The 26,082-nt window shown below is 56.2% G+C and carries 27 protein-coding genes and 1 pseudogene; 11 read left to right on the top strand and 17 right to left on the bottom strand.

What is annotated here, in order from left to right; all coding sequences use genetic code 11:
* The 7 genes from KMP13_RS09235 to KMP13_RS09210 all read left to right on the top strand — a co-directional run.
* Positions 1-312, top strand: a 312-nt coding sequence (locus KMP13_RS09235) for a transposase (RefSeq protein WP_353055700.1), incomplete at its 5' end; no start/stop codon positions are given.
* Positions 313-504: 192 nt separating this feature from the next.
* Positions 505-639 (top strand): hypothetical protein, encoded by a 135-nt coding sequence (locus tag KMP13_RS20795; RefSeq protein ID WP_285895533.1) that lies wholly within the window; start codon positions 505-507, stop codon positions 637-639.
* A gap of 595 nt (positions 640-1,234) precedes the next feature.
* Positions 1,235-2,227, top strand: a complete 993-nt coding sequence (locus tag KMP13_RS09230) for a taurine ABC transporter substrate-binding protein (RefSeq protein WP_215265571.1) — start codon at positions 1,235-1,237, stop codon at positions 2,225-2,227.
* Positions 2,228-2,321: 94 nt separating this feature from the next.
* Positions 2,322-3,128: a taurine ABC transporter ATP-binding protein gene (locus KMP13_RS09225; protein WP_215265570.1), complete on the top strand. Its 807-nt coding sequence runs from the start codon at positions 2,322-2,324 to the stop codon at positions 3,126-3,128.
* Positions 3,125-4,390, top strand: a complete 1,266-nt coding sequence (locus KMP13_RS09220; protein ID WP_215265569.1) for an ABC transporter permease — start codon at positions 3,125-3,127, stop codon at positions 4,388-4,390. Before KMP13_RS09225 ends, KMP13_RS09220 begins: the two co-directional genes overlap by 4 nt.
* Positions 4,391-4,539: 149 nt before the next feature.
* Positions 4,540-5,853, top strand: a complete 1,314-nt coding sequence (locus KMP13_RS09215) for an NAD(P)/FAD-dependent oxidoreductase (protein WP_215265568.1) — start codon at positions 4,540-4,542, stop codon at positions 5,851-5,853.
* Positions 5,854-5,980: 127 nt separating this feature from the next.
* Positions 5,981-6,355 (top strand): cupin domain-containing protein, encoded by a 375-nt coding sequence (locus tag KMP13_RS09210; protein ID WP_215265567.1) that lies wholly within the window; start codon positions 5,981-5,983, stop codon positions 6,353-6,355.
* A 5-nt stretch (positions 6,356-6,360) separates the two neighbouring features.
* On the opposite strand, the gene KMP13_RS09205 is transcribed toward KMP13_RS09210, so the two are convergent.
* Positions 6,361-7,143: an IclR family transcriptional regulator gene (locus KMP13_RS09205; RefSeq protein ID WP_215265566.1), complete on the bottom strand. Its 783-nt coding sequence runs from the start codon at positions 7,141-7,143 to the stop codon at positions 6,361-6,363.
* Between the two features lie 199 nt (positions 7,144-7,342).
* On the opposite strand from KMP13_RS09205, the gene KMP13_RS09200 reads away from it, so the two are divergent.
* Both KMP13_RS09200 and KMP13_RS09195 read left to right on the top strand, forming a co-directional pair.
* Positions 7,343-8,338, top strand: a complete 996-nt coding sequence (locus KMP13_RS09200) for a dihydroxyacetone kinase subunit DhaK (RefSeq protein WP_215265565.1) — start codon at positions 7,343-7,345, stop codon at positions 8,336-8,338.
* Between the two features lie 2 nt (positions 8,339-8,340).
* Positions 8,341-8,943 (top strand): dihydroxyacetone kinase subunit L, encoded by a 603-nt coding sequence (locus KMP13_RS09195; RefSeq protein WP_215265564.1) that lies wholly within the window; start codon positions 8,341-8,343, stop codon positions 8,941-8,943.
* 145 nt (positions 8,944-9,088) lie between these two features.
* Here KMP13_RS09195 and KMP13_RS09190 read toward each other — a convergent pair.
* The 8 genes and pseudogenes from KMP13_RS09190 to infC all read right to left on the bottom strand — a co-directional run.
* Positions 9,089-9,727, bottom strand: a pseudogene (locus KMP13_RS09190) (transposase); the annotation flags it as partial.
* 89 nt (positions 9,728-9,816) lie between these two features.
* Positions 9,817-10,881 (bottom strand): glycosyltransferase family 2 protein, encoded by a 1,065-nt coding sequence (locus KMP13_RS09185; protein ID WP_215265563.1) that lies wholly within the window; start codon positions 10,879-10,881, stop codon positions 9,817-9,819.
* Between the two features lie 3 nt (positions 10,882-10,884).
* Positions 10,885-11,574 (bottom strand): FkbM family methyltransferase, encoded by a 690-nt coding sequence (locus tag KMP13_RS09180; RefSeq protein WP_251363763.1) that lies wholly within the window; start codon positions 11,572-11,574, stop codon positions 10,885-10,887.
* Between the two features lie 3 nt (positions 11,575-11,577).
* Entirely contained in the window at positions 11,578-13,917 is a 2,340-nt protein-coding gene (locus KMP13_RS09175) for a glycosyltransferase family 2 protein (RefSeq protein WP_215265562.1), read from the bottom strand.
* Positions 13,917-14,561: a sulfotransferase gene (locus KMP13_RS09170; RefSeq protein ID WP_215265561.1), complete on the bottom strand. Its 645-nt coding sequence runs from the start codon at positions 14,559-14,561 to the stop codon at positions 13,917-13,919. The genes KMP13_RS09175 and KMP13_RS09170 overlap by 1 nt, the downstream gene beginning before the upstream one ends.
* Positions 14,558-15,604, bottom strand: coding sequence for a glycosyltransferase family 2 protein (locus tag KMP13_RS09165; RefSeq protein ID WP_215265560.1), 1,047 nt, complete (start codon positions 15,602-15,604; stop codon positions 14,558-14,560). The genes KMP13_RS09170 and KMP13_RS09165 overlap by 4 nt, the downstream gene beginning before the upstream one ends.
* Positions 15,605-15,843: 239 nt before the next feature.
* Positions 15,844-16,476, bottom strand: coding sequence for a methyl-accepting chemotaxis protein (locus KMP13_RS09160; RefSeq protein ID WP_215265559.1), 633 nt, complete (start codon positions 16,474-16,476; stop codon positions 15,844-15,846).
* A gap of 144 nt (positions 16,477-16,620) precedes the next feature.
* Complete coding sequence (infC, locus tag KMP13_RS09155; protein ID WP_435370351.1) at positions 16,621-17,082, bottom strand: translation initiation factor IF-3; 462 nt, start codon at positions 17,080-17,082, stop codon at positions 16,621-16,623.
* Between the two features lie 372 nt (positions 17,083-17,454).
* Between infC and KMP13_RS09150 the strand changes: the two genes are divergently transcribed.
* Positions 17,455-18,162 (top strand): hypothetical protein, encoded by a 708-nt coding sequence (locus KMP13_RS09150; RefSeq protein WP_215265558.1) that lies wholly within the window; start codon positions 17,455-17,457, stop codon positions 18,160-18,162.
* A gap of 76 nt (positions 18,163-18,238) precedes the next feature.
* On the opposite strand, the gene KMP13_RS09145 is transcribed toward KMP13_RS09150, so the two are convergent.
* The 7 genes from KMP13_RS09145 to cobA all read right to left on the bottom strand — a co-directional run bounded on the left by KMP13_RS09145 (position 18,239) and on the right by cobA (position 24,246).
* Entirely contained in the window at positions 18,239-19,171 is a 933-nt protein-coding gene (locus tag KMP13_RS09145; RefSeq protein WP_215265557.1) for a bifunctional helix-turn-helix transcriptional regulator/GNAT family N-acetyltransferase, read from the bottom strand.
* A gap of 136 nt (positions 19,172-19,307) precedes the next feature.
* Complete coding sequence (locus tag KMP13_RS09140; protein WP_215265556.1) at positions 19,308-20,147, bottom strand: ferredoxin--NADP reductase; 840 nt, start codon at positions 20,145-20,147, stop codon at positions 19,308-19,310.
* A gap of 144 nt (positions 20,148-20,291) precedes the next feature.
* Positions 20,292-20,693: a DUF934 domain-containing protein gene (locus KMP13_RS09135; RefSeq protein WP_215265555.1), complete on the bottom strand. Its 402-nt coding sequence runs from the start codon at positions 20,691-20,693 to the stop codon at positions 20,292-20,294.
* Between the two features lie 5 nt (positions 20,694-20,698).
* A complete protein-coding gene (locus KMP13_RS09130) occupies positions 20,699-21,457 on the bottom strand; it encodes a phosphoadenylyl-sulfate reductase (RefSeq protein WP_215265554.1) in 759 nt (252 codons plus the stop codon).
* A gap of 5 nt (positions 21,458-21,462) precedes the next feature.
* On the bottom strand, positions 21,463-23,127 hold the full coding sequence (locus tag KMP13_RS09125) for a nitrite/sulfite reductase (RefSeq protein WP_215265553.1): 1,665 nt from the start codon (positions 23,125-23,127) through the stop codon (positions 21,463-21,465).
* Entirely contained in the window at positions 23,120-23,428 is a 309-nt protein-coding gene (locus tag KMP13_RS09120; protein ID WP_215265552.1) for a DUF2849 domain-containing protein, read from the bottom strand. The genes KMP13_RS09125 and KMP13_RS09120 overlap by 8 nt, the downstream gene beginning before the upstream one ends.
* Complete coding sequence (gene cobA / locus KMP13_RS09115; protein ID WP_215265551.1) at positions 23,428-24,246, bottom strand: uroporphyrinogen-III C-methyltransferase; 819 nt, start codon at positions 24,244-24,246, stop codon at positions 23,428-23,430. Before cobA ends, KMP13_RS09120 begins: the two co-directional genes overlap by 1 nt.
* Positions 24,247-24,393: 147 nt before the next feature.
* On the opposite strand from cobA, the gene KMP13_RS09110 reads away from it, so the two are divergent.
* Positions 24,394-24,861 (top strand): Lrp/AsnC family transcriptional regulator, encoded by a 468-nt coding sequence (locus KMP13_RS09110; RefSeq protein WP_215265550.1) that lies wholly within the window; start codon positions 24,394-24,396, stop codon positions 24,859-24,861.
* Between the two features lie 9 nt (positions 24,862-24,870).
* Here KMP13_RS09110 and KMP13_RS09105 read toward each other — a convergent pair whose 3' ends face one another.
* On the bottom strand, positions 24,871-26,055 hold the full coding sequence (locus KMP13_RS09105; RefSeq protein WP_215265549.1) for a cytochrome P450: 1,185 nt from the start codon (positions 26,053-26,055) through the stop codon (positions 24,871-24,873).
* Positions 26,056-26,082: the final 27 nt, after the last annotated feature.

Below are 26,082 nucleotides of genomic sequence, written 5' to 3'. Positions count from 1 at the left end.
CCCGCTCGGGGAGCCGCAGCCATCATCGCACCACGCAAGAATGCCCAACTTTGGAAGTCAAGCACGGCAGGAGCTATCGCGCGAAACGAAGCCGTAAGAGCCTGCAAATATCTAGGACGAGCACTCTGGCGAATGTTGACCGGATATCACCGCAGAAGCCAAGCAGAGACGAACATGCACTGCGTCAAACTACTCGGCCAAAGCCTCATGGCGCGGGACTTCGACCGGCAAGTTGCCGAGCTCCAAGTCCGGATCGCGGTGCTCAACCGCTACACCGTTCTTGGCATACCTATCACAGAGCCCGTAGGATAAATCCGTCCGGGGAAAGGGGAAATCCGTTCAAACCCCGATTTGTGCAACAAAGCTGCGGCAGGTACATAAAGGTACAAATGGAGCTCTGTCCCGAGCAGGATGATAGAACCGAAAAGGATTGCTGCGATTTTGAGCATCCAATCTGCCGAGAAAAGCTGCATCGCTTCGGGGCTTGGCATCAGGAAGTAGACCATGATCAGTACAAAAATTGGGTGGTTCATAGGCGGCGAGAACTTGAGCCATGTGCCGAGCAGCCATTTAAGCGACGCCTTTGGTTTTGGCGGTACGTCAAAGACCGGTTACATGTCGATCGGCAGCTTTGGATGAACGTTCCAAGCCTTTGATCGGCGCGCCGGTACTTGTTCAATATTGGGTTCCGAAGACTTCACCGTTCCAGTTGTCTCCTCTGGGCCGGGGTGAGTTTGCAATCTGATCGTAGCTGTACAATGCAAAATGTAAGTTCAATCATGAAAAACAAATAGAGCGTGGCCTGTACTTAGGCGGTAGGGCACCATTTTGGGTTAAGTGTAAGAATTCATTATATTAAAAGTGATTCACCGATCTTTATCTGAAATGGTTCTATGGTGGCCGATGGTCGCGGGTACGGAATTCCGCGCAATTTGGGCCCAAGAATCGCTGACTTGAACGTGGCATGTTTCTCCCTATAGGCGTTTTACCTCCTCATACCTCAAACAAGGGGGATATGATTTTACCTAACGTTTCTCTGAACGTCGACAGAGGGTAGGGGAAACATAAATAGTTCCAGAGGTTTAGGATCGCGGCGCTTTAAGAATAAGCGTGCAGCGTTGCGCGGAGCTTTAGGCCTTGTTTTTATTATTGACGAAGATGAAATGCTCCCGCTATTCTCGCATTGTAAAATAAAAGTTTTGCAATGCGGAACTAGTACAACAGGGAAAGCAAAATGATCAAAAAGACATCAACGACAATTTTGGCTGCAGCGATTGCAGCCGTCTCCGGGGCAGCTGCAATGGCGGAAGAACTGACCGTTGCGTACTTCTTGGAATGGCCAATGCCCATGATGGCAGCCAAAGCGACAGGCGCTTACGACGAGGCACTGGGCATGAAGGTGAACTGGGTTTCTTTCGAAACCGGCACCGCAATGAGCGCAGCGATGGCGTCAGGTGACGTTCAAATCGCAGTTTCGCAAGGCCTGCCTCCTTTCGTTGTTGCAGCTTCGGGCGGTCAAGATCTTCAGGTTGTCGACATCGCAGTGAGCTATTCTGACAATGATAACTGTGTTGTTTCCTCTGGACTGGAAATTGACAAAGACTCCGCTGGCGAGCTGGCCGGTAAGAAAGTCGCTGTTCCATTGGGAACCGCCGCGCACTACGGCTTCCTGCGTCAAATGAGCCATTTCGGCATTCCAGTTGATTCACTGCAGGTTGTGGACATGGCGCCACCAGAAGGCGCAGTCGCGCTTAGCCAAGGTGCTGTGGACTTTGCATGCGGTTTCGGCGGTGGCCTTTCCCGTATGAAGGAACACGGCAACGTTCTGCTGACCGGTGATGAGAAAGAAGAGCTGGGCATTCTGGTGTTTGACGTAACATCGGCACCTGCATCCTACATCGCTGAAAATGGCGACGTTGTTGCGAAGTTCTTGGCGGTTACCGCGGAAGCAAACAAAAAATGGTACGCTGATGGCAGCGACGAGTTGCTGAGCGTGATTGCTCAGGAAGCGGGCCTGGACCTGGATGCCGCGAAATCTGCCATCGCAACCATGAAAATGCCTTCGGTCGAAGAGCAGCTGTCTGAGAAGTGGCTGGGTGGCAACGTGCAAACCTTCATGAAGGGTGTTGCCGAAGTGTTCGTGGAAGCCGGCTCGATGGACTATTCTTTGGAAAGTTACAACAGCGCAGTCAACACAGATCCTTTGAAGGCCGTTCAGGACATGTAAGCCCGACCAGGCGCGAGGGCTCTCCCTCGCGCCACTTTTGCCTGCCCCGCGGCGGCATGGCTCCTTTTTTTAAAATAAATATAATAGGTGGGGAATGACTGGACTTTCGATCCAAAACCTATCCATGAGCTTTGATCTGCCCAGCGGTGGTGCAGTTCAAGCGTTGCAGGACGTCTCTCTTGACCTCAAATCTGGGGAATTGCTAAGCGTACTGGGTCCTTCTGGGTGCGGTAAAACGACACTCCTCAATATTGTTGCGGGCTTTCTGGCGCCCAGTGGTGGTGAAATCACTTTGAACGGCAGAGCTGTTCACGGGCCTAGCGCAGACCGAGGAATGGTCTTCCAAAAGGGTGCGCTGTTTGAATGGATGTCTGTGCGCGACAACATCAGTTTTGGCCCGCGTATGCAGGGCCAGCGGGAAGCGGAATACAAAGATGAGGTTGATCATCTTCTTGAAATCGTAGGCCTGCAAGACTTCAAGGACAAAGCGATCTACGAATTGTCCGGCGGTATGCAGCAACGTGTGGCCTTGGCCCGCTGTCTTGCGAACCACCCGGATGTGATCTTGATGGACGAACCGCTTGGTGCGCTGGACGCGTTGACGCGCGAAAAGATGCAGTCGCTGGTTTTGAAGCTTTGGAAAGAAACCGGCAAGACCATCATTTTGATCACCCACTCTGTTGAAGAAGCCCTGCTGCTGGGGGAACGCCTGCTGGTTATGGCGCCACGGCCAGGACGTATCCACACTGAATACCGTCTTCCCTTTGCAGATCTTGGCGTTGAGGCCGACCTACGTGAGGTCAAGAAACACCCCGACTTTGGTGTGAAGCGCGAAGAAATTCTCAGCATGATCTGGGACATGGAAGAAGAAATCATGGGACGTTCGGGAGATTCAAAATGACTCCATTCCTAATTTACGTTGCTGTTTTTGTTGTCTCTTTCTACTTGGTGACGAAACTGCAAGGCGCAGGCATCCGCGATTTCACCTCGCTGAAAACTGTCACCTTCGGAGATGAAAGTGCTGTGCGCCCCAACCGGATAGCCGGTGTTATCTCTATCGCCACGATTTTCCTGATTTGGGGGATCTTCACCGGGTCGGTTATCGTCCCGAAACCCCTTCATGCCCCTGCGCCTTTCGAAGGAACGGCTGAGTTCACCTACACCGCGCAAAAGGCTGATGGTGCGACGGATGATGCCTTGGTGCGTGTTGTGGTTCACCCCCGCGAGACACCCGCCGAAACAGCCGAAGTCCCTGCGGGCGATGGGTTTGCCAAGAACGACGCGGCTGTTGTTGCGCAGTGGCGGTCCGTGCTGATCCCTTGGGACAAGAACGACGAGACGACCCGGAAAGAGGGTGCAAAAATTGTTGCCATCAACGGTCAACCTATTACTCCAGGGGGCACTGTCGATTTCGACTTTGGCTCTGTGACCTTGTCTGACAAAGGCACCCCAAACTTTGAACCTTCGCGCGGTCTTCAAATGGAGCCGCTGTACTTGCCCTCACCCGAGACTGTGTGGACCCGTACGGTAAAGATCTTCAAAGAAGGCTTTCGGAACTTCTCAATCTGGGAGCATCTGGGCTTCTCGTTGTACCGGGTTATTCTGGGCTTTATCCTTGGCGCAGTGGTTGGCATTCCTCTTGGATATGCAATGGGACTTAGCAACTGGTTTCGCGGTTGGTTCGATCCGATTGTTGAATTCATGCGTCCTGTTCCTCCGCTGGCATTGATCCCTCTTGTCATCATCTGGGCCGGTATCGGCGAGGCGGGTAAGATCATCCTGCTGTTCCTTGCAGCCCTGTGGATCATGGCCATTGCTGCGCGGTCAGGTGTGTCTGGTGTTAACATCAGCAAGGTTCATGCAGCCTATTCATTGGGCGCCAGCAAGTGGCAAATCATGCGCCATGTCATCATTCCCAACTCGTTACCCGAAATCTTTACCGGTGCGCGCGTTGCGATGGGTGTGTGCTGGGGCACCGTTGTCGCGGCTGAACTTGTCGCTGCGGAACAAGGGGCTGGCATGATGATCATGACCGCGTCGAAGTTCCAGAACACTGATATCGTCATCATGGGCATCGTCCTGATTGGTGTGATCGGGTTCGGCATCGATATGATGATGCGCTGGGCTGAACGTTATCTCGTGCCTTGGAAAGGCAAGAGCTAAGCCCTGACTTCTGGCGCGCTCCCTCCTCCGCGCGCCAGAAGTCAATTGCACCCGCTTCGGTGGGTGCCCGTCGGGTCGGCGTGGTTTTCGGCGACCCAAATAGCAACCAAAGAGCACATTGAGATGTTGCGAAACCGTATGAGCACAGAATGACAATCAACAGCTTCAACCCCCAGAGCATTGACGAAGTCCATTGGCGCAGAACCGCTGCTGAACGACCGAAGGCTCTGGTTCTGAGCGAAGATATCGAAGTTGACTTTGCAATCGTCGGGGGCGGTCTGACGGGGTGCCGCACGGCGATTGGACTTGCTGAAGAAGGGGCCACCGTTGCCGTGCTGGACGCAATGGAAATTGGCTGGGGCGCGTCGGGTCGCAGCGGCGGCCAATGTAACCCTATTTGGCGTGCAACGCCTGACGAGCTGGTCAAGAAATTTGGCGAGCCGCAGGCGAACAGGTTGATTGAGACAACATTGGGCTCTGCGGATGCGTTGTTCCGTGACATTGGCAAATACGATGTCGATTGTGACGCCGAGCAAAACGGTTGGGTTCAAGCCGCGCATTGTAAATCTGCGAAAAAACGCCTGATTTCCCTGGGAGAAGCCTGGAACAAAGCCGGCGCTTCCATTGATTTTCTAGACAGAGAGCAGACCCAAAAGATGAGTGGGTCAAAGGAATACGGGTTTTCCCTGTTCCACAAGAAAGGTGGCCACGTGCAGCCACTGTCGCTGACCTATGGTTATGCCCGCGCGGCAGAACGCCTAGGGGTGCAGCTGTTTGAGAACAGCAAAGTGACAGGCATGAAACGCGTGGGTGACCACTGGCATCTGAACACTCCACAAGGACGTGTTATTGCAAAGCAGGTTATCCTGACCACCAATGCGCACACCAATGGACTGTGGCCAGGCCTGCAGCAGACCTTCTTTCCTATGGTCAGTATTGCGCTTGCGACAGAACCGTTGTCAGCGGAACTCCAGCAACAAGTTCTGCCAAATGCTGTTACAATTGCGGACACACGGCGCGCTATCTATTTCGCGCGCTATGATCGGGATCGCCGTCTTATCTTTGGATGTGTTGGCAGCACTGATCAAGCCGCAGCACTTGGCGGTTTGGGACGTCTTCGCAATGGTTTGCATCGGGTCTTCCCGCAATTGCAGCAGTCCAAGATTGAAACCGCATGGGCAGGGCGTATTGCCGTAACCACCGAAATGATGCCGCATTTGCACGAACCCGCGCCAGGCGTATTGGCTGCGATTGGTTTCAGTGGCCGAGGCATCGCAATGACATCTGTTATGGGGCGCGCGTTGGCTAGAAAGGCCATGGGCGCCGCGAACGACACGCTGCCGTTCCCCGTCACACCTGTCAGCCCGATCCCTTGGCATTGGGGCACCACAAAGCTCTTGCCATTGGGTGCTCCAGCCATGTCGTTCCGCGATAATCTGGATACAATTTTTGATCGGCTTTGATCCCCGCGGTGTGAACATTTCTTTTGTTCGCCCGTAACTGGTCGCCCTCAATGACGGAAGGCGACAGCGTGCTGGTTTCGCTCCCCTGGGCCAGCACGTTTTTTTCTATGCTAACAAGGACAGACAAATGAGCTTCATTAAATTCGTGGACCAGAATCCTGATGCCGTTGAAAAGAACATTCAGGACGACATCCTTGAAGGAAACCCCAAGCAGTTCTCCTGGATGATGTATGATGGCCATCAGCAGGCTATTCGGTCAGGTATTTGGGACAGCACCGCTGGCAAATTCACAGCCGTAATGGATGGTATTGTTGAATTCTGCCATATTCTTCAAGGTAGCGCGACGATCAAAACCAGCGATGGCAACTCTTACGACGTTGCTGCGGGCGACGCATTTGTCATGAACGCGGGTCTGGAAACAGAATGGACCGTCGATAACTATATCAAAAAGCACTTTGTTATTGTGTCGGTAGACAACCTGCCACCGCATGACGGCAAATAATTAAGCTACTGACTGCGTAGGGTCGCAAGATCCGGCGCGGTCCCGCCTATCAGGCTGGTCACGCGTTCTGCTGAGGCCCGAAGTTCTCCCGACCACGATGTAAGCTCGTCAATCGAGTGCAGGGAATCAACGGTCCATATGTTGATCACCGCGATAGGCTCGCTCATATAGTTGAAGATCGGCGCTGAAATGCCCATGAAGTGTTCATATTCTTCGCGGTTATTGCGTGCATATCCCAGTTCGCGGACTTCCTCCAAAGCGTTCAAAAATGATTCTGTGTCTTGGATGGTCTGGTCTGTGAACTTCTCAAATTTGTAGCCGTCCAGCTTGGATAAGATCATCTTGTCTGGCATAAAAGCTAAGAGTGCTTTGCCGGAGGCTGAGCAATGAATGGGTTCACGCATGCCAGGGCGTTGAACGGGGCCCATTGAACGGCGAGACTCCAGAACCCTCAGATAAACAACCTCTCTTCCATTGGGCAGGCCGATGGTCACGTTGCTTTCGAAAAGGGCGTGCAGGCGCATCATCTCGTCCAGTGCGACGGCCTGAATATCATAGCCGCTGTAAGCATTTCGTACGAGATCAAAGATCTTAGGACCAACAAAATAGACCTTACGATGCTCGTCAAAAGTTATCAGGCGCTCTTCGGTGCTGATGTTCAAAAGTCTATGGATGGTGCTTTTGTTTAGCCCGCTTTTGGTCACCAATTCAGAGAACGTAAGCGGTTTTCGAGTTTCGCTGACAACTGTGAGGAGGGTCAATAACTTAGTGACAATAGAGCTTTGCATTTTCCTGTCCTACTTCATTTCCAACGTTACATCAAGAAGGCGGGACCGTCCGATTGACATGTAAAAAAAACTAAATTATCCATAATGTGGTACTTTAGTTTTGAGATATGAAACTAACATGATGCAACCGAAAGACAAGGGCAGACTGTCGAACTGGGTCAGACGACTTAGACGCTGCAAAGCCTGAAGAGGAACTGCGATGAAGAAAATTATGAATGATGCCGTCAACTACGTTGACGAAACACTCGAAGGCCTAGAGGCCGCGCATCCAGACGTTTTCCGTATCGATGGTGAAACCCGTCGGTTGTTGCGCAAGCCCACGGCCAGCGCTGACAGCGTTGGTGTTGTATCGGGCGGTGGTTTCGGCCACCTGCCGATCTTCGCTGGTTACGTTGGTGACGGTTTGCTGGATGCATGTGCTGTTGGGGATGTGTTTGCATCGCCAGACATGAACCCGATGCTAGAGGCCATCAAATCTGCAGACACAGGGCAAGGCGTGCTTTGCGTTGTGGGCAACTATGGTGGCGACAAGATGAACTTTGCCATGGCCTGCGAATTCGCAGACATGGAAGACATCACTGCCAAGCAGATCATCGTCAATGATGATGTTGCCAGCGCAGGTGTTGATGAGATCGAGAAGCGCCGCGGCGTTGCGGGTCTGGTCTATGTGGTCAAAGTCGCAGGCGCCGCTGCACAGGCTGGTAAATCGTTGGACGAAGTTTACGTATGCGCAGATCGCGCGCGCCTGAACACACGTACCATGGGTGTGGCGCTGGGATCTTGCATTGTGCCACAGGCCGGCAAAGTCACCTTTGAAATTGCCGACGATGAAATCGAAATCGGTATGGGCATTCACGGCGAGCCAGGCGTTTGGCGCGGCAAGAACAAGCCCGCTGATGAATTGGCAGCTGAGCTACTGGCCAAGCTGACCGACGAGCTGGACCTTTCAAAAGGCGACCGCGTGTCTGTTTTGGTCAACGGTCTGGGCGCAACGCCTGCCGAAGAACTTTACATCCTGTTCCGGGCTGTAAACCGCATTCTGTCAGACAAGGGCATCGAAATCGCGCATCCGTTGGTTGGCAACTATGCCACGTCGATGGAAATGGCCGGTGCCTCGATCTCGCTGATGAAACTTGACGACGAACTGGAGCAGCTTCTGGCCGCACCAGCCAACAATCCATTCTGGGGGAAATAAACGTGGCACTAACAACAGCAACTCTGCGCACCGGTATCGAAAAGATTACCGCCCAGGTTGACCCAATGGGGGCACACCTGAACGAGCTTGATGGTCGTTTGGGAGATGGTGATCTTGGCGTGACCATGGTGAATGGGTTCAACAACATCGCATCAATCGCCAATGATCTGCCGGATGACTTTGGAATGGCGTGCATGGAATGTGCCAAGGCCATGACCAAAGTATCTGGTTCGTCTTTTGGCACATTGATGGGGATCTCGTTGATGGCTGTCGCAAAACAGACCAAAGGCGAGAACGAGATTGATTGGGAGAGGCTTCCAGATCTATTGCAAGCTGCTTTGGACGCGATGATCGCCCGTGGTGGCGCGAGTATCGGTGACAAGACCATGCTGGACTCTCTGACTGCTGTCATTGCGTCGACGGCCGGAAAGGCGACCGCTGAAGCAGCTCTTGAAGCAGCCAAAGCCGCCGCGGACAGCGCATTGGAAGAGTTCCACGACAAAGCCTGCAAAATTGGTCGTGCGAGGATCTTTGGTGACAAGACCAAAGGTATGGACGATCCAGGCATGGTTGCGATCAAGTCCTTGATAGATTGCTTCGCATAAACTGATTGCTTGCGGCTGCCCGTTTTGAAAAGAGGGGTGGCCGCTCCAAATTCATGGCCTGCGATAATGTAGACCCCGATCGGGCTGCCTCTGGCGGAATGGAGCAATTGAAACAGCGCTTAAAGATGGGCAATTCATCCAAACGATGAATTTGTGATGCCAGAGGGCTTCGTTGCACAAATCGGGTTAGGGTCGGACGTCGCCTTTTCCCAGAGGGACTTATCCTACGGCCTCGTTTCGGGCGGAGGCCGGCGCTTGTGGGCTTCCATGGCTTGGCATTCTTGCGCGGTGGGCTGACAGCATGGGCATTGCGGGCGGCAATCGCCTCGTGAAATTTTCGAGTGTCATACGCCCCATCTGCTGTGACACTGCCGATGTTCTGATCGGGTGGAATTTGATCCAGCAATTCTGGCAGCTTCGGCGCATCACCAATATCGCTGGTGGTGACCTCGCCCCTCGGCAGATTTCTACGCAATCGCCTGTCGGGCAATGGGACGGCAAAGGGTGCTAAAATCAGGTGCCGCCCAGTCCAGTCCGACCAGCCAGCAGGCTTTGCACAAAGCCAGTGGTCTGCCGTAATGGGAGCCCGAACAGGACCTTCAAAGTCAGGCACGTCTATCGCCGCGTCGCTGAAACTCTGTTATCGACCGCGCTTGCCGCTTGGCGGTGGCACCCAGGCCATCGCTGGGTCAAACCAAATCGACAGCGATCCGCGTAGCTTCAAACTGTCATTGTAAGACGGCCAATTTGTGGTCTTGTACTTCGTTGGGGCCCAGCTGCTCATGCCTTCAGCTATCATGCTGGTTTCACAACTTGAATCCCCTCAACCGATTTGTGCGACAAAGCCGACCAAGTCGACCCTGCGCGCGTTGCTTATCGCTTAGGCTCGGGTGCCAGTTTGCGCCGCCCCATCGCGGCGAAGCCCGAGAGGGTGCGCGCGGTGGTGGTGTTGATGGAGCGTGACGGGGGCGTCATCATCAGGCGGGCAAAAAGCGCGCGAAAGGGTTCTTCCTGCATCACCTGACGGAACCGTGCGTGACGCCATGCGGTAGCCTTTTCGTGCAGGCGCTGCAGTTTTTTGTCTTCCAACATCTCGGCCATCAGCGCGTCGCGCATGGGTGTGTAGCGGGCAATCGAGGTGTCACTGTCCATGTTGAAATTGCGCTCGACCCAATAATCCACATCCAGCATCTGGTCGGAATGCACCGCACGCCCCCGGTCGGCCTTGAGCACAAAGCTCTCCATCGCGCCAAGGGCATAGTGGTTGAGCTGGGCGTATTTGAAATTGGACTGGCCGTAGTTGGAAAACAGCCGCTTGGTCTTGAATTGGCGGCCCAGCTCGCGGCCTTCGCAGTCAAACCAGCGGTAAGTCTCTAGCTGGTCGTCATCCTTGACACTGCGCGGGCGGTGGACGCCGGTTTTGCGGTAGGTGCCATCGTTGCGATAGAGCGTTTTGAACATGGCGGCGCGCCAGGGCCAATTGATCACGGCTGGAGCGCAACGGGTAAAGGTCTCGGTTACCGGATCGGTCGAATAGCGGACCTGATCGCCATTGCCAAACAGACGCCACGTCAGGGTGATCGCATCGGCGTCGGGCAGGGTGCGCAGCAGGTCGGCCAGCTGCCCGTCGCCGGTGTGAATATTGACAAATTCATCCACGTCGAGGGACAAAATCCAGTCGGCCTCTTTCACCAGAGAGTGTTTGTCGGCCGTCTTTAGCGCGGTGAATTGAATGCCGGATTTGTCGTAAGGTCCATCATTTCGCACATGGGTGATCAGGCCAGACTCATCCAGACGGTCGAGGATTTTATCGGTGCCATCCTGGCAGTTATTTGAAAAGACAAGAAAATTCGTGAAGCCGATCGCACGATGATGGGCAAGCCATTCCAACAGAAACGCGCCTTCGTTGCGCACGGTAAGTATGGCCAGAAAACGCATGGATCACCAATCAGAGCGGAATACGGCCACTTTGCCATGAGACCAGCGCGGAAAAAAGACCAGACCTGCGTCGTCCAGGCAGCGAAAGACCTTGCGAATGCCCTCTTTGCCGATCCATTGGGGGTGAGTTTCGATCACGACCGCGCGCAGGCCGGTCAGATCCATTTGCGGCAACAGATCAACCTCGGCCCCTTCGATGTCGCAGATCAGAACCGAGGGTTTCAGGTCGGCAATCACCGCGTTGACATCCAGCGCGGGCACCGTGACCGCGGTCACATCGGTGTCGTCTTCCATGGGAGCTAGGGAGGAGGCGAGGAAATTGGGGCGCACATAAAACGTGGCTTCGCCGGCCTGAGCGCCCAGAACCGCATGGGTGACTTCGGCCTTTTTGGCTTTGTTTATCGCATGGACCTGCTTGATATAAGGGATCAGCTGGGGGTTGGCCTCAAACGCATGCACCGATTTGGCGCGGGTTTTGGTGGCCACAAGGGTGGACATAAAGCCGATGCCGCCGCCCAGCTCCATGACCACATCGCCCTTGCGCACCAGTTTTTCGATCGCGGTTGCTTCCTTGGCCTCATAGGCTTCGGTGCGCAGCAGGGTGCGAATGCGTTGCGGCAGGACCGAGGTGTCCAGCGGGAACTTCATTCCACGGCTGCGCAGCACCCGGTTGCTGTTTGAGAGGTCGTTCATCGGTCAGCTCTCCATATCCAGGGCCAGCGCATAGGCTACCCGTTCGACGCTGTTTAGTTTCACTTTGAGAGCTTGTTGATAGAGCTCTGCAAATTCCGGTTGGCCGTGCAAGGCCTGCGCCTTGGAACGGTGCCAGTCCAGACCATGGGCATGCCAGCGTTGCAAATCACGGTCTTGCAACAGCCGGTCATATTCGGCGCGCAGCCGGGGCAGGTTGCGTTTGATGGTGGTGTCGCGGTGATCGCTCCAATCCATGCGGATCCAGTAGTTCAACCCGATAGATCGGTCCACATGCAACGCTCGTCCGCGCTGGCGTTTGATCAGGAAGCTTTCAGCAGAGCGCAGCGCATAGTGGTTCAGCTGCAAAAGATCATAACCGATGGATTTGCGCGAGGAACGCCAGCCTTTGTCGGCGGCCTCCTTGGTCATGTCGCGGCCCGAACCGTTGACCCATTTGACCTGATCGCGCATGTCTTCGACCAGTTTATTGGGGCGGTGGCAGCTGAATTTTCCATAGGCGCCGATGTTTCTGACCATGGTTTTATAGCCCCAGACAGTATGAGGCTTGGGGCAGAATTTAGGTGCGCAATGGTCGAATTGGTCGATCACAAAACGATCGTCGAGCGCCGTGATACCGTTGTTACCAAACAGGCGCCAGGTCATGGCGACATTGGTGGCATCTGGCACCCGGTCAAAGAAATCCTGCAAGGTGCCATTGCCGCAGCGCACATTGATAAATTCATCCACGTCGATGTGGATCACCCAATCGGCGTTTTGGATCGCCGGTTCGTTGAGCGCTTGGTTGAGCGCAAATTGCTGCGGAGAATTGCCGCGCCAGTCATCATTGTTGCGATGTTGCAGGATGCCCATCTCTTGAAGCCGGCCCAGGATCTCATCCGTGCCGTCTTCGCAGCCATTGGTGTAGATCAGGAAGTTGTCGATCCCCATGGCGCGGTGATAGGCGACCCATTCCAGGATATAGGGCGCCTCATTCTTCATACAGCCGACAATTACATTGCCACTGGAGCCTTGGGCAAGGCTACGCGCCGGCAGTAGCGTGAAATCGGCGGCGTCAAAGGCGCTGTCATCTGCGCCAACACCGTTGTGGGGGCGAAACGGCGAGCCTTTGAGCATGGCGAAATTCTGCAAGGCCAACGGCGGCATCAGGGCGCGTGCCTCGGGTGACAGATCCTGCAGGGCGTCGTCTGCGCTGAGCGCGGCAAAGCCATCCTTGGCGGCGGCCTCTTCCTGGGCGGCTTTTTCGATACGGGGCAGATGGGCCAGAAGATATTGCGAGGCGCGAAAGCCACGTTCAGGGTCTGCTTCCTGCCACAAGGCGCGGGCGCGCGGTGGTTTGAACATGTCTTTTGGCAGGTCTGGGTGCTGCTCCAGCAACGCGCGGTTCTGCTCGGCAAACCGTTTGGAGATCCGTGCGAGGGTGGCAGGCGACATCGCATCCCCGTCGATCATCAGATCCTCCAGCAGGCTGCGCCACAAACGGCGCGGCACCATCAGTCCGCGTGTGTCCATCAGTTTGAGCAGCCCGGTGTTATAGCGCCGTGCGCGGGTCAGGCTTGCGGCAGAGGGGAGCGCGGGCATCTTCGCCGGGGTGGCCTTGCCAATGCGGGGGGCGATGTCAAAAGCCGCGCGCAGCTCCTCGGTAGCTGCGTCGCTGTAGAACAGATCCGGATCATAGGCGCGAAACGTCAGGCAACCTGCGCCAAAGATGTCCTCCCAGACCTGTTGCAGCCGGGGGTAGTCGAGCCAGAAAGGCGGTCCCTGTATCTCTTCAAACTGGCCTTTGGCCGGGCGCGCGGTGGGGGACTGTTCCAGACATGACTGCCACCAATCAGGAGCATCACTCAGAGCAATGTCGCGCGTGAGTGCGGTTGCGCGCCCCTCCATCACCTGCGCGCCATAATGACGGGTGAGCGCGCTGGCGGGTTCATCAATATGGGCCACGATCTGGATGTCGTCCGAGAACTGGCGCAGGAATGTGTGCAGCCGCTCCAGCTCGGATTTGCGGTGGATGGTGCCCAATTGGCTGGCCGATAGGATCAGGGCCTTGGGCTGATCCGCCGCAATCTCGCGCGCCAGATCCTTGGCCAGTTTTGAGCGCAGCGTGGCTTGCCGGTCGGCGGCAAAATACCCCCGGTTCCACCGCAGGCTGTCGATATGGTCGCTGTCGGTGACCGCCATATAAAGGCGCGTCTGGTTGGTGTTGCCCGGCGAGGTTGGAAACAAGATTCCCTTGGCGCGCAGGTTGTCACGTTTGTCGGCCAGCACCTGTTGCAGCCGGTCCGCACCCATTTCGGGCAAGCCAATGTGGAGCAGGATACGCATCAGCTGGCCCTTGCCTTTTTGGCGGCTTTTGCTTTGCGGTTCTCGTTGGCCTTGCCCCACCACGGCATGTCCCGGCCGAGGAAATTGGCGACCCTGGTCTGTGCATCCGCGTCGGCGACATCCAGTTCCAGATAGTCGGGGTCGTTGCGGAACCAGTGTCGCAACGCTTCATAATGGCCGTCGATCCAGCGCATCTGCTGGTCCTCAGACTTGCCATAGCCAACCGGCAGGCCGGGCACCGGATTGTTGGGCAACCGCGTGGTGCCGAGGTTGTTCCAGGCCATGATCGATTTGGAATGGCTGCGGGCATCACGCCGGGTGGCGATGAATTTTAGCGCCGGAAACTGTTCCTTGAACGCACGCAGAAGGATGAAATCACATTGTGGCCAGACCGAGAATTTGCCGTGGATAAAGCTCATCTCGGAAATGGCGGTATAACCCGGCAGCAGGGCCATTGGATCGCCGTGTTCATAGAGCCCGCGATACAGGAGATTGGCGACAAAGATGCGCCGCTTGCCAGGCTTGTCCTCTTCCTTGTCGCGCAGCCGGTGGTCGGCGACAGTAAATCCCGCCTCTGCCAGCGCCCGGGCCAAGGTGGTGGTGCCGGACTTTGGTAGGCCAAGGTTCACAACATCCAATGTCATTTGGCGTCTTCCAATTCATTCAGTCCAATTTCTGCGATCAGGGCCTCTTCGCGCGCGGTTATGGGTGCTGCTGATCTGAGCTGCGCTTGCATCGCCTGAAAGCTGGGCAGGTGTAACAGTTCGGCGCATTTGGCGCGATGCGCCGTGACGCAGGCCCGGTGGAGCGCGGCGATTTCGAGGTCGTTTTTCAGCTCTTTCAGTGCCGCGTTCAGGTCGGGCAGATAGCGCCGGATCGAGGCGTCTTTCCACGCAGCATCATTGCGCTCACGCCAATAGGTGTCGTCAAAGGCGCGGTTTTCCCGGTTCACGTCGCCCCGGTCGTTTTTGACCAGATAGCTGTCGAGGGAGCGCAGCGCATAGTGGTTCAGGGTCGCAAAGGCGCGCGCGTCTTTGGCCGGGAACTTACGGATGCGGCGGCTGTTGGCCGCTGTCAGAAAACGAAACTGCACCTGCTGGCCAGAGCCGTCGGTCCAGGCCGGGCGCTGTTCCTTAGGCAGGCCTTTGCGCAGGAAGGGGCGGTGGGCGCCATAGTATTGCAGCGGAAAATCTTGCCGTACCAGCGTCTTGACCTCAATCGCGGTCTCACCACACCAGATGTCCGGATTGTGGCTATGGCTGAACTGGGCTATCACCGGCCTGTCGCTATAGGTCTCGATCCCGGCATTAGCAAAGAACTGAAACGTAAGCGAGATCGCAGCCGGATCCTCGCAGGCCTCAATCAAGGCAGGGATCGTGTGATCGCCCACATGGATGTTCAAGAACTCATCCACATCGGCAATCCAGACCCAGTCAGCATCTGTCACCACGTCCTGATGGCGCGAGTCTTTCAGCGCCTCCATCTGATAGTTGCGCCCCTCAGCCGGATTGGGCAAATGCTGCACCAGGCCGCGTTGGGCCAGCGCGTCCAGCAGATGATCGGTCCCATCGCTGCAATCGTTTGAGTAAAACAGAAAATCCGTGACACCTAGGAGCCTGTTGAAGGCGATCCATTCCAGCAGAAATGGTCCTTCGTTCTTCACACATGTGACGGCCGTGATGCGCATTTTGCGGCGTCCCCGGAGTTAACAGATACATCCCGGTGCACCGGGGAACCATACGGTCTGACGCGCCTCACTTCTGTGTCACAGCGCCCAAACCTCAGATCCATTTCTAATTTGGCACAAATGCCATTGCGAAGCGTTAATGGTCAATCTGGGCGGAAAATTGACCAAAAGGCTTTGTAAATGTGTTGCACGCGGGCCAACCCAGCAAATCTGCGCGATTGGCTGTTCTCGGACGGGGGTTACGTACGCAAGAATCCTGCGATGTCGTCCAGCAGCACTTGAGTCTTACCGGAGAGCTCGCGAATTTCGGTGGCAATTACGGCAAAGCCTTTCCCCATGTCACCGATCCGCGCAGCCTCGATCGATGCGTTAAAGGCGATCAGCTGGATGTTACGGCCCACGGATTCCGCGTTGGAAATGGCGTCCAACATCTCCCGCTCACGGTCCTGGTTCTTTTTCTTCTGCGTATCCAGCAAGTTCTGGGTCATGTCGGTCAAAAACTGTGTGACCGTCGGTTCCAACACATAAAGGCAGTGCTCGGAAAATTTTTCGGAGGGTTTTGGCAGATTGGCGACCTGCTCATCGGCGTTGCGGATCGTGTTGATCAACGGGGTCAGAGCCGCGACGCTTTGGTCTAATTGTTCTTGAACCAGGGGCGGGAAATCATGATCTGCGCTTTTCAGAAGATCCGGCAGCCCGATGGTCAACATCTTATGTGCGGTTTCTAAGCGTTTGGCGGACAGTTTGAAAATCTCTGCGGCCTTGGCGTTTTCTGCGCCTTCATTCATCAATGCCATCAACGATAAGGCTGCGATACGACAAGGACCAATTGCGGTGAAGGCCGTGTTCTGAATCTCGGTGAGGTTATTCATTTGGGTGCGCTCGTTTGGAAATCCTCTTCTGTTTAGGAGGAAATGGTTACCGGCATCGTAACTGTGATAAGGCGCGCGAAAAAAAACCCTCCGAAATCGGAGGGTTTTTTAAATTTTGAACAGATGTCCGAAAACTAAGCTGAGTTACTTAGCGGGAAGGGGGCCGATCATCATGATCATCTGACGGCCTTCCATCTTGGGCATGTTTTCGATCTTGGCGATTTCCTTGACGTCGCCAGCCACACGGTGCAGCAGCTCACGGCCAAGGTTCTGGTGCGCCATCTCACGACCACGGAAGCGCAGGGTAACTTTTACTTTGTCGCCCTTTTCCAAGAATTTGAAGACGTTGCGCATTTTGACTTCGTAGTCATGGGTGTCCGTGTTGGGGCGGAACTTAACCTCTTTGACTTCGATGGTCTTTTGCTTTTTGCGCGCTTCGCTTTCGCGTTTCTGCTGCTCGTACTTGAACTTACCAAAGTCCATGATCTTGCACACCGGGGGTGTGGCATTGGGGGAGATTTCCACCAGATCAAGACCTGCATCTGCAGCCATTTGCATCGCTTTGGCAGGGTGTACCACCCCGACGTTCTCCCCTTCAGCGCCAATCAGACGGATTTCAGGAGCGCGAATACGGTCATTGATGCGAGGGCCAGTTTCACGAGTAGGCGGCGCATTGTGCGGTCTGCGGGCTATGACGTCTATCCTTCTGTCATTTCAAAAAGTGCCTGAAAACTACAGTCAGCAGGCGCATGATTCAAGTTAAATGCGGGTATGACCGGCCTTTTCGGGGTTTTCAACCCATGTTTGCTGTTGGCTGGCGTTGTTTCTCGGCTAAGGACCGCCCAAGAGGGCTGTTCTGATCAGCAGCGCTTAGCCCATGAGGTTATAAAGATTTCTTTCCCCCTTGAGACGGGGTGCAATCGCGCTCAATTACCGGCGTGGGTCCGATTTCGGATATGGTAACGAAAGGAAGTCACGATGAAACCTGTAACACTTGTCGCAGCAGCCGCAGTCGTCGTCTTGGGTGGTGTGTTGTGGTATCAATCTCAAGAGAGCACACCCGTTGTGTCCGAGGCTGAGGCACCGCAAGCCGATGCAACACCCGAAGTGGTGGAACCTGTCGAAGAGGCCGCAGATGAGGCCGCTGAGGCGGTAGAAGGCACCGCGACATCCATCGTTGATCAGGTGGAAAGCGCCGTCGACACTGCGCAAGACGCGGTTCAGGACGCCGTGGACGGTGCCGCAGATGCAGCAAGCGCTGTCACCGAGAGCGCGCAAGAGGCCGCTGAAAGTGCCGCTGCCGTGGTGGGCGACAGTGTCGAGGCCGCAGGTGATGTGGTTGAAGGGGCTGTGGACACGGCCTCTGACGTGGCGGATGCGGTCACCGATGGGGCGGCCGATCTGGCGGATCAGGCAACTTCATCCGTTGAGGCAGTCACCAACGAAGCACAGGACGCCACAGACACGGCGGCGGATCTGGTAGACCAGACCGCATCGCTGGACAGCCCGTTGGCACTGTTTACGGCCGATGGGTTTGATTTCGACAAAGTGGTCGAGATGGTGAACGGCTCTGAGCTGGACGCGCTCAAGAAAACCGCACTGACTACCGCGCTGAGCCAAGCCCGTGACAATCCCGAGCTGCTGCAAGTTGCGCTGGATCAGGTCAAATCGGCCCTGGGTCTCTGATCGCCGCGCTCTGCATGTGTTGATGAATGAGCATTTTAAAAAGCCCCCAGTGTTACTGGGGGCTTTTTGCCGTTCACTAGGCCGCTATATGTTTGCGCACGAAACGTTGTTCCAGCACCTCAGCCCCCCATTGGGTGCCAGGCTGTTCGTCGGCCAATTTGAAACCTTGCGCCTCATAGAGCGTGCGAGCGGCGTCCAATCCCTTGAAGGTCCAGAGCTGCGTTTCGCAAAACCCCTGTGCGTCAACAAAGGCGACGGCCTTGTCCAGAAGTGCGCGCCCGACGCCAGAGCCACGGGTGTTTTGGTCAACGATGAACCACCGCAGATGGGCGATGTCGTGGCCGAGATCTTCGCCATCAATTGTGATGGAGCCAATGATCTTGTCGGATCGCTGCGCGGTCCAGATCGCGTTTCGGGTGTTTTGGGCGCGCGGGATGAAATCGGATAACCCACGGGCAAGGGCGGTTTCAAACACATCGCCAAAGCCCGCGTGCTTTGCGTAAAAGTCCATGTGCAGCCCAATGATACGCGCGACCAGGCCGGACTGGTAACCGCAGTGATAGTGGATCGGAGCCGAGGGCAGATCCGTCTGTGCCAACGCCTGCGCGTAGAGCGCGAGACCTTCGGCGATCGTTGCGGTTTGGGCGGGCTGCAGGCCCTGGACCGCGGTCTTAACCTGGGTGCTGGCAAAGCGGTGGATCGCGGCGAGTCTGTCTGCGCCGCTGTCCGTTAGCGATAGGGTTTTGACACGCGCGTCGGTGCCCGGTGTTTCCATTATCAGATTAGCGCCCACCAGTTTTCGCAACATACGGCTGACGCTTGATTTTTCGAGGTGCAGACGCTGGGACAGCTCTTTGGCAGTGATTTCGCCGCCTTCAATTTCGATCAGCGCATGGACGGCAGAGGGTGGCAGGTCGGTGCCTGCAAAGTCGCCGCCCATAAAGCCAAGCTCGCGTACCAACAGGCGGGACGCGGCGCGGATCGTGGTGATGGTTTGCGGATCGGTCATGACGCGCCTTGTGTATTAAGTTGCATGATGCAACTTAATTCGATTATCCCGGACCTGTCAAACCGGGTCGGCATGGCGCAAACAAAAAGCCGGGCTGCGATGCGCCCGGCTTTCCAATTTGTGACTGGTGGTGATCTTAGTCCAAGAAGGCTTTTTCGACCACGTAATGCGCAGGTTTGGAGTTTGCGCCTTCTTCCAGACCGTAGTTTTCGAACATTTCCTTCAGTTCCAGGTTGAACGCCAGGTTGCCGCAGATCATGGCGCGGTCGGTGGCTGGGTTCAACGGCTCTACACCCAGATCCTTGAAGGCTTCGCCCGACTTCATCAGGTCGGTAATACGGCCCATCTTGGGGCTCTCTTCACGGGTGGTGGTAGGGTAGTATTTGATCTTCTTCCAGAATCCTTCGCCGATCACTTCGTTCAGAAGTTCATCATGCTTGAGGCTTTCGATCAGTTCGGCACCATAGGTCAACTCGCCAGCTTCGCGGCAGGTGTGGGTGATGATGATCTCGTCGAATTTCTCATAGGTTTCCGGCTCTCGCAGCAGCGAGGCAAAGGGCGCAAAGCCTGTGCCGGTGGCAAAGAACCAGATCCGGTTGCCCGGGATCAGCGCGTCATGCACCAGGGTGCCAACGGGTTTGGGACGCAGGATCACTTCGTCGCCGACATTGATGTGCTGCAGTTTCGAGGTCAGCGGGCCGTCCTGCACTTTGATCGAGTAGAATTCCATTTCCTCGTCCCAAGAGGGGGAGGCGATGGAATAGGCGCGCATGATCGGCTTGGCTTTGCCGGTCTTTTCGTTCACTTCGCCCATCAGGCCGATCATCACGAATTCGCCAGAACGAAAACGCAAGGACGCGGGGCGTGTGACCTTGAAGGAAAACAGACGGTCGGTCCAATGTTTCACTTCGGTTACGGTTTGCGAATCCGGCAGGGTCGGGGTCTTTGGTTTGGTCTCAACAGCAGCGTCAGTCACGGGGCAATCTCATCTGTCTGGGGCATGCGGAGATCGATACCGATGCCAATGAATACTCTTTGATATGGGTCACACAGGCGCCTTTTCCCGATTGAAGCCGGAGGCAAGGTGCTTGCGTGATCCCAAAGCTCGCTCAGGGCTGGCTTAGCGGGCGGCTTGGCCACCGCGCAGGCGGGCTTGGTAGTTGTGGCTTTTCCAGTCGGCGCGGGCCAGCCATTGATCGGCGGGTTGACGGGTGGCCAGCTCATCGCTGATCTCCACCTCATCAAAGCCAGAGCGGCGTGCCATGGCATATTGATCCGCCAGCACATGGCCCTTGGCGCGCAAACGGCCGGCGAACCCATGCAGACGCAGCTGACGGGCCAGGGTAAAGCCGCGACCATCTGCGAAGCTTGGGAATTCAACGATCACCAGCTCAACACCGTCAAGCGAGTCAACGTAATCTTTCAGTGCCGCATCAGACGCCAGCTGGAGCACATTTGCGCCCTCAAAACCGCCGGTCCAATTGTCCGCGACAAAACCGCTATCGGTTACAATTACACTCATCTCTCTTACGCTCCTGTGCGTACCAATTTGCCATCCACCATATGGATGCCGCATTCTTCTTTGTTCTCGCCGCGCCAACGTCCCGCGCGGGGGTCTTCGCCGTCCTTTACCGGTGTGGTGCACGGGGCACAACCGATCGAGGGATAACCTTTAGACACCAGCGGGTGACGGGGCAGACGGTTTTCGTCCATGTAGACGCGCACATCTTCGGGGGCCCAATGGGCCAGCGGGTTGATCTTCATCCGGCCGGTGCCCTGCTCGATTTCAAAGAATTCGAGCGCGGCACGGGTGCCGGCCTGAAACCGCTTGCGCCCGGTGATCCAGCCATCATAGCCATCCAGTGCCTTGGCCAGGGGAACGGTCTTTCGCAACGTACAGCAGGCGTCTTTGTCGCTGAAACGCAAGGCTCCGTAAGGATCCTTTTCCGCGATATCATCGGCCTTGATGATCTTGACGTTGCGCAGACCCAGGCGTTCGCTGACCTCCTGCTGGTAGAGCAGGGTTTCGGTGAACAAGAGTTCCGTATCCACAAACACCACCGGTGTTTCCGGATCAATGACGGCCGCCATGTGCAACAACACCACGGATTCCGCGCCAAAACTGGACACGAGGGCGATGTTACCCGCCTCTCGCAGGGCGCCTTGCATGACCGACGTGGCTGAGTGGTGCCGGTAGCGGGTGTTGAGCACCTCTACCTTTTCAGCCAGAGCCCGGTCAGCGTCGCTGAGCGCCTCGGGTTGGAGTGGTTCCGCAGATGTGAACATGTGCCTTAGGCCACTTTCTTTTCACTGTCGGGGTATAGCGCGGCCTTAAAGGGAGCCATGCCAACCCGGCGGTATGTTTCGAGGAAGGTCTCATCCGCAGTTTCGCGCACCTCAAGATAGGCTTTGATGATGCGTTCTACGGCTGGGATGATCTCGTCGTAGGCAAAGCCAGGACCGGTCCGCGTGCCAACAGCCGCCGTTTCGGTGCCGTCACCACCCAGAGTGATCTGGTAGTTTTCAACACCGGCGCGGTCGAGGCCGAGGATGCCGATGTGACCCACGTGGTGGTGACCACAGGCGTTGATGCAGCCCGAGATTTTGATCTTCAGCTCGCCCACTTCGTGCTCCAGCTTTAATTCGTCAAAGCGGGTTGCGATTTCCTGGGCTACAGGGATCGAGCGGGCAGTGGCCAGCGCGCAGTAATCCATGCCGGGGCAGGCGATGATGTCCGAGATCAGACCAACGTTTGCAGTGGCCAGACCGGCCTCTTTCAGCGCGGCGTGGATCGCGGGCAGGTCCGATTTGTGGACATGCGGCAGGATCACGTTCTGCTCGTGGCTGATGCGCAGCTCACCATAGGCGAATTGCTCGGCCATATCGGCCATGATGTTCATCTGCTCGGCGGTCGCATCACCGGGAGTCTCACCATGGGTCTTGATCGAGATGGTCACGATCGCGTGGTCATCTTTGCGGTGTTCGGCCAGGTTGGTGTCAACCCAGGCGCGGAACACAGGATCAGAGCCATAGGCCGTGTCAAAAGCTTCGGTGCCGCCGTCACGGAAATCGGGCGCTGCGAAATGGGTTTCGATATCTTTCAGCAGTTCCTGATCGGTGCCGTCAAATTCGGCGCGACGCTGGATGAACTGCTCTTCGACCATCTCGCGATAGGTGTCGATGCCGTTTTCCTGCACGGTGATCTTGATGCGAGCTTTGTATTTGTTGTCGCGACGACCCAGGATATTGTAGACCGCCAGAACCGCTTCGAGATAGGGCAGCAGGTCCTCTTGGGGCAGGAAGTCACGCAGGACTTTGCCGATCATCGGCGTCCGGCCAAGGCCGCCACCTACGATCACTTCAAAACCAGCCTGACCGTCCCGTTCGATCATCCGCAGACCCACGTCGTGGGCTTTGGTTACGGCGCGGTCGTTGGGGCTGCCGGTGATGGCGATTTTGAATTTACGGCCCAGGAACTGGAATTCCGGGTGGTCGGTGGACCACTGGCGGATCAGCTCAGCAATGGGGCGCGGGTCTTTGATCTCATCCGCGGCGGCACCGGCAAAATGGTCCGAGGTCACGTTGCGGATAGTGTTGCCGGATGTCTGGATCGCGTGCAGGCCAACAGATCCCAGCGCGTCCAGCATATCTGGCACGTCTTTCAGTTTCGGCCAGTTGTACTGGATGTTCTGGCGGGTGGTGAAGTGGCCGTAACCTTTGTCCCATTTCTGGGCCAACAGCGCCAGTGTGCGCATCTGGTCAGGGTTCAGCGTGCCATAGGGAATGGCAACCCGCAGCATATAGGCGTGCAGCTGCAGATAGAGACCGTTCATCAGACGCAGCGGACGGAATTCTTCTTCGGTCAGAGAGCCGTCGATGCGACGTTCCACTTGCGAGCGGAACTGTGCGTTGCGCTCTGCCAGAAAGGCGGTGTCGAATGCGTTATACTTATACATCGGCTTCGGCCTCCTGTTTGCCGTGGCTGTAGTTGGACGGGCCGGTACGGCGGAACTCTTCACGGAAATGCGTGGGCTCCGGGCCGTTCGGGCCTTCTTTGGCGTCGGCGAGATATGCGCCAACGATAACCAAATTGTGCTTTTCTGCTTCCAACAGTCGCAGCGGGGCGATGGCCTCGTCTGTGATCAACTCAGCTTCGGACAATGTACGAGTCCAGCTGTTGTCTGCTGTGAAATAGATCACATCACCTTCGAGCAGGTCATTGGCGGTCACCACTTTGGGTGTAAAGGGGCGTGGCATTATGCGAGCTCCATTTGCAAATCGTAAAGGGCGGCGGCGCTTTCGCGCGGTGCAAGCCCGAGGAGTGTGAGGGCAGGGCCTTCAAAGGCGGCTTCTGCCAGATCTTGGGGTAGGCGGTCCAGCGTTGTTTCTAAAACGCGTTGGTTGGAGCGTGATGCATTTTCAACAATTGTCACAGGCGTCGCACGATCAGCGCCATGCATGATCAAACGGCCTTGCACAAAGCGGGCAGATTTCTTGCCCATATAGACGGCAGCCACCTGACCGGGATGCGCAAGCGCAGCCCAATCATGATCGGCAAAGCCCTTCATGTCATGACCGGTCATAAACCGAACCGAAGTGTTGCGCCCGCGTTGGGTCAGGCTTTGCCCGATACCCGCCACAGCCGCAGAGGCAGCTGTGATGCCGGGCACAATCTGATAGCTGACACCGGCGTCTTCGCAGGCGGAAACCTCTTCGTCGAGACGGCCAAAAATTGTTGGATCACCGGATTTCAAACGCACCACTTTCAGCCCCGCTTGCGCATGGGCCACCAGACGGGCGCAGATATCTTCTTGGCTGACCTGGGGGCCAAAGCCCTCTTTGCCGACATTTTCAAGCTGCGCCTGATCGCCGGCCAGTTCCAGGATCTCTTGGCTGACCAGCCGGTCATAGAGGATCACATCTGCCTGTTGTAGCGATTTGAGCGCTTTGAGTGTCAGCAGGTCCGCATCACCCGGACCCGAGCCGACAAAGGCGACCGCGCCGGGCACCAGGCAAAACCGACCACGCCCGGGCGCGATATCAGCTTTGGTGGTATATGGGCGTTCGATGGTCATGCAGCAGGGTCCCGTCTTGTGTTTGACTTGATCTTAGATATAGGAAATATTCCCCCTTGCCCGCCATATGTAAGAAAAAATAAGGATGATTATTCTAAGGGTTTTGGCGCGTGGAATGGTTTGTCCTGAAAAGGAAGGAAAACTGGAATGACGGTGCGGATTGACGGGACGGATCGGAAAATTTTGGCCGAGCTGCAGCGCGATGCGGGGCAATCTTTGGACGAAATTGCGCGTCAGGTTGGCAGTTCCAAGACGCCAGTCTGGAATCGTATCCGCAAATTGAAGGATGCGGGCGTCATCAAACAGCAGACTTTCCTGCTGGATGCTGAGGCGTTGGGATATGAGGCGTGCTTCTTTGTGCTGATCCGCACGTCCGAGCATGAGGCCGACTGGCAGGCCAAATTCCTGAAGGCCCTGCAGGACCGTGCCGAGGTGCAGGAAGCGCACCGTCTGGCAGGGGACATTGATTACATCATCAAAGTCCGGGTGCAAAACGCGCGGGCCTATGACAAATTCTATCAGGCGCTGATCTCGGAGGTGCGGGTGCACAATGTGACCGCGCTGCTGTCGATGGAAGAGATCAAGTCCACCACCATGCTGCCGCTAGGCGATTAACGGCGCGCGTTAGCTTCTGGTGACCCGCAATTCCGGGTAGCCATGAAAATGGTAGCTGTCAGCAAATTCCGGCATCTCAGCCAGTTTCAAATCCGGGCAACGGTTCAACAGGATCGGCAGCGCGATCTGCATTTCCATCCGGGCAAGTGGTGCGCCGACACAAAAGTGCAGACCACCGCCAAAGGATTTATTCACCTTGGGGGTGCGGGTGGGATCAAATTCCTCCGCACGCGGGCAGGCGTCCGGGTCCCGATTGGCAGCGGCCAGCAACAGCGCCACCTGATCGCCGCGCTGGAAGGTATGGCCGAACATTTCAACCTCTTCATAGGCGTAGCGGGTGAACATATGCAGCGGCGGGTCGAAGCGCAGGATCTCCTCGACCAGACGTTCGATCCCTTCGGGGCTGATCCACGCGGACTGCCAGCCCTGCTGCAACATGATCCGCAACCCATTGCCAAGCGAGGACACCGTGGCCTCGTGCCCGGCGTTCAACAACAAGATACAGGTGCTGATCAGCTCGTCCTCGCTGAGCGCGTCGCCTTTTTCCTCTGCCTCGATCAACCGTGTGATCAGATCATCGCGCGGGTTTGTGCGGCGCTGGGTGATCTGGTCGTGCAGATAGGCGGTGAACGCAGCTGACGCCTCGGACGCGGCATCCTCAACCGCGCGGGTGCGACCGGTCTGATACATGGCCACAATCGCGTTCGACCAATCCACCAATTGCATCGCGTCCTTTTCGGGAACCCCCAACAGGCGGCAGATGGTGATCGCCGGGACCTGCACGCAATAGGCGCGCAAGATATCAAACGGGGTCTGCGGAAACTGGTCGATCAGCTGATGGCACAGGGCCTCGATATAGCAGCGCAGGCTTTCCACCGCACGTGAGGTAAAGGCGCGCAGCACCAATTTGCGCAGCCGCGTGTGGCGGGGTGGTTCCGCGTCCAGCATCGAATGCGCCTCAACCGCCATAAACGGCACAAGATGGGCGGGCGTGTTCTGCACCATATCATCGGGGCGCTCGCGGCCAAACCGGCGATCGCGCAACAACATATGCACCGCGCTGTGGGAAAAGGCCGCGACCATCCCATAGTCCTGCCAGTGATGCAACGGACCCGCCGCACGGGCCTGTGCGTAAAACGGATAGGGATCCTGAACAAAGGCCGGGTCGGTGGGAGATTGATGCAAGGTTTTCATAGCTCAAACTATTTGCCACGATCACTG

Origin of the sequence: Epibacterium ulvae, assembly GCF_018678075.1 — a bacterium.
Taxonomy (GTDB): domain Bacteria; phylum Pseudomonadota; class Alphaproteobacteria; order Rhodobacterales; family Rhodobacteraceae; genus Epibacterium; species Epibacterium ulvae_A.
Note: the sequence above shows the minus strand (reverse complement) of the source record. Positions and strands in the feature narration are given on the sequence as shown.

Coding starts and splice junctions, on each gene's coding strand:
- KMP13_RS20795 (WP_285895533.1), top strand. CDS start 505: ATGATCAGTACAAAAATTGGGTGGTTCATAGGCGGCGAGAACTTGAGC.
- KMP13_RS09230 (WP_215265571.1), top strand. CDS start 1,235: ATGATCAAAAAGACATCAACGACAATTTTGGCTGCAGCGATTGCAGCC.
- KMP13_RS09225 (WP_215265570.1), top strand. CDS start 2,322: ATGACTGGACTTTCGATCCAAAACCTATCCATGAGCTTTGATCTGCCC.
- KMP13_RS09220 (WP_215265569.1), top strand. CDS start 3,125: ATGACTCCATTCCTAATTTACGTTGCTGTTTTTGTTGTCTCTTTCTAC.
- KMP13_RS09215 (WP_215265568.1), top strand. CDS start 4,540: ATGACAATCAACAGCTTCAACCCCCAGAGCATTGACGAAGTCCATTGG.
- KMP13_RS09210 (WP_215265567.1), top strand. CDS start 5,981: ATGAGCTTCATTAAATTCGTGGACCAGAATCCTGATGCCGTTGAAAAG.
- KMP13_RS09205 (WP_215265566.1), bottom strand. CDS start 7,143: ATGCAAAGCTCTATTGTCACTAAGTTATTGACCCTCCTCACAGTTGTC.
- KMP13_RS09200 (WP_215265565.1), top strand. CDS start 7,343: ATGAAGAAAATTATGAATGATGCCGTCAACTACGTTGACGAAACACTC.
- KMP13_RS09185 (WP_215265563.1), bottom strand. CDS start 10,881: ATGCGTTTTCTGGCCATACTTACCGTGCGCAACGAAGGCGCGTTTCTG.
- KMP13_RS09180 (WP_251363763.1), bottom strand. CDS start 11,574: ATGAACGACCTCTCAAACAGCAACCGGGTGCTGCGCAGCCGTGGAATG.
- KMP13_RS09175 (WP_215265562.1), bottom strand. CDS start 13,917: ATGCGTATCCTGCTCCACATTGGCTTGCCCGAAATGGGTGCGGACCGG.
- KMP13_RS09170 (WP_215265561.1), bottom strand. CDS start 14,561: ATGACATTGGATGTTGTGAACCTTGGCCTACCAAAGTCCGGCACCACC.
- KMP13_RS09165 (WP_215265560.1), bottom strand. CDS start 15,604: ATGCGCATCACGGCCGTCACATGTGTGAAGAACGAAGGACCATTTCTG.
- KMP13_RS09160 (WP_215265559.1), bottom strand. CDS start 16,476: ATGAATAACCTCACCGAGATTCAGAACACGGCCTTCACCGCAATTGGT.
- KMP13_RS09150 (WP_215265558.1), top strand. CDS start 17,455: ATGAAACCTGTAACACTTGTCGCAGCAGCCGCAGTCGTCGTCTTGGGT.
- KMP13_RS09145 (WP_215265557.1), bottom strand. CDS start 19,171: ATGACCGATCCGCAAACCATCACCACGATCCGCGCCGCGTCCCGCCTG.
- KMP13_RS09135 (WP_215265555.1), bottom strand. CDS start 20,693: ATGAGTGTAATTGTAACCGATAGCGGTTTTGTCGCGGACAATTGGACC.
- KMP13_RS09130 (WP_215265554.1), bottom strand. CDS start 21,457: ATGTTCACATCTGCGGAACCACTCCAACCCGAGGCGCTCAGCGACGCT.
- KMP13_RS09125 (WP_215265553.1), bottom strand. CDS start 23,127: ATGTATAAGTATAACGCATTCGACACCGCCTTTCTGGCAGAGCGCAAC.
- KMP13_RS09120 (WP_215265552.1), bottom strand. CDS start 23,428: ATGCCACGCCCCTTTACACCCAAAGTGGTGACCGCCAATGACCTGCTC.
- cobA (WP_215265551.1), bottom strand. CDS start 24,246: ATGACCATCGAACGCCCATATACCACCAAAGCTGATATCGCGCCCGGG.
- KMP13_RS09110 (WP_215265550.1), top strand. CDS start 24,394: ATGACGGTGCGGATTGACGGGACGGATCGGAAAATTTTGGCCGAGCTG.
- KMP13_RS09105 (WP_215265549.1), bottom strand. CDS start 26,055: ATGAAAACCTTGCATCAATCTCCCACCGACCCGGCCTTTGTTCAGGAT.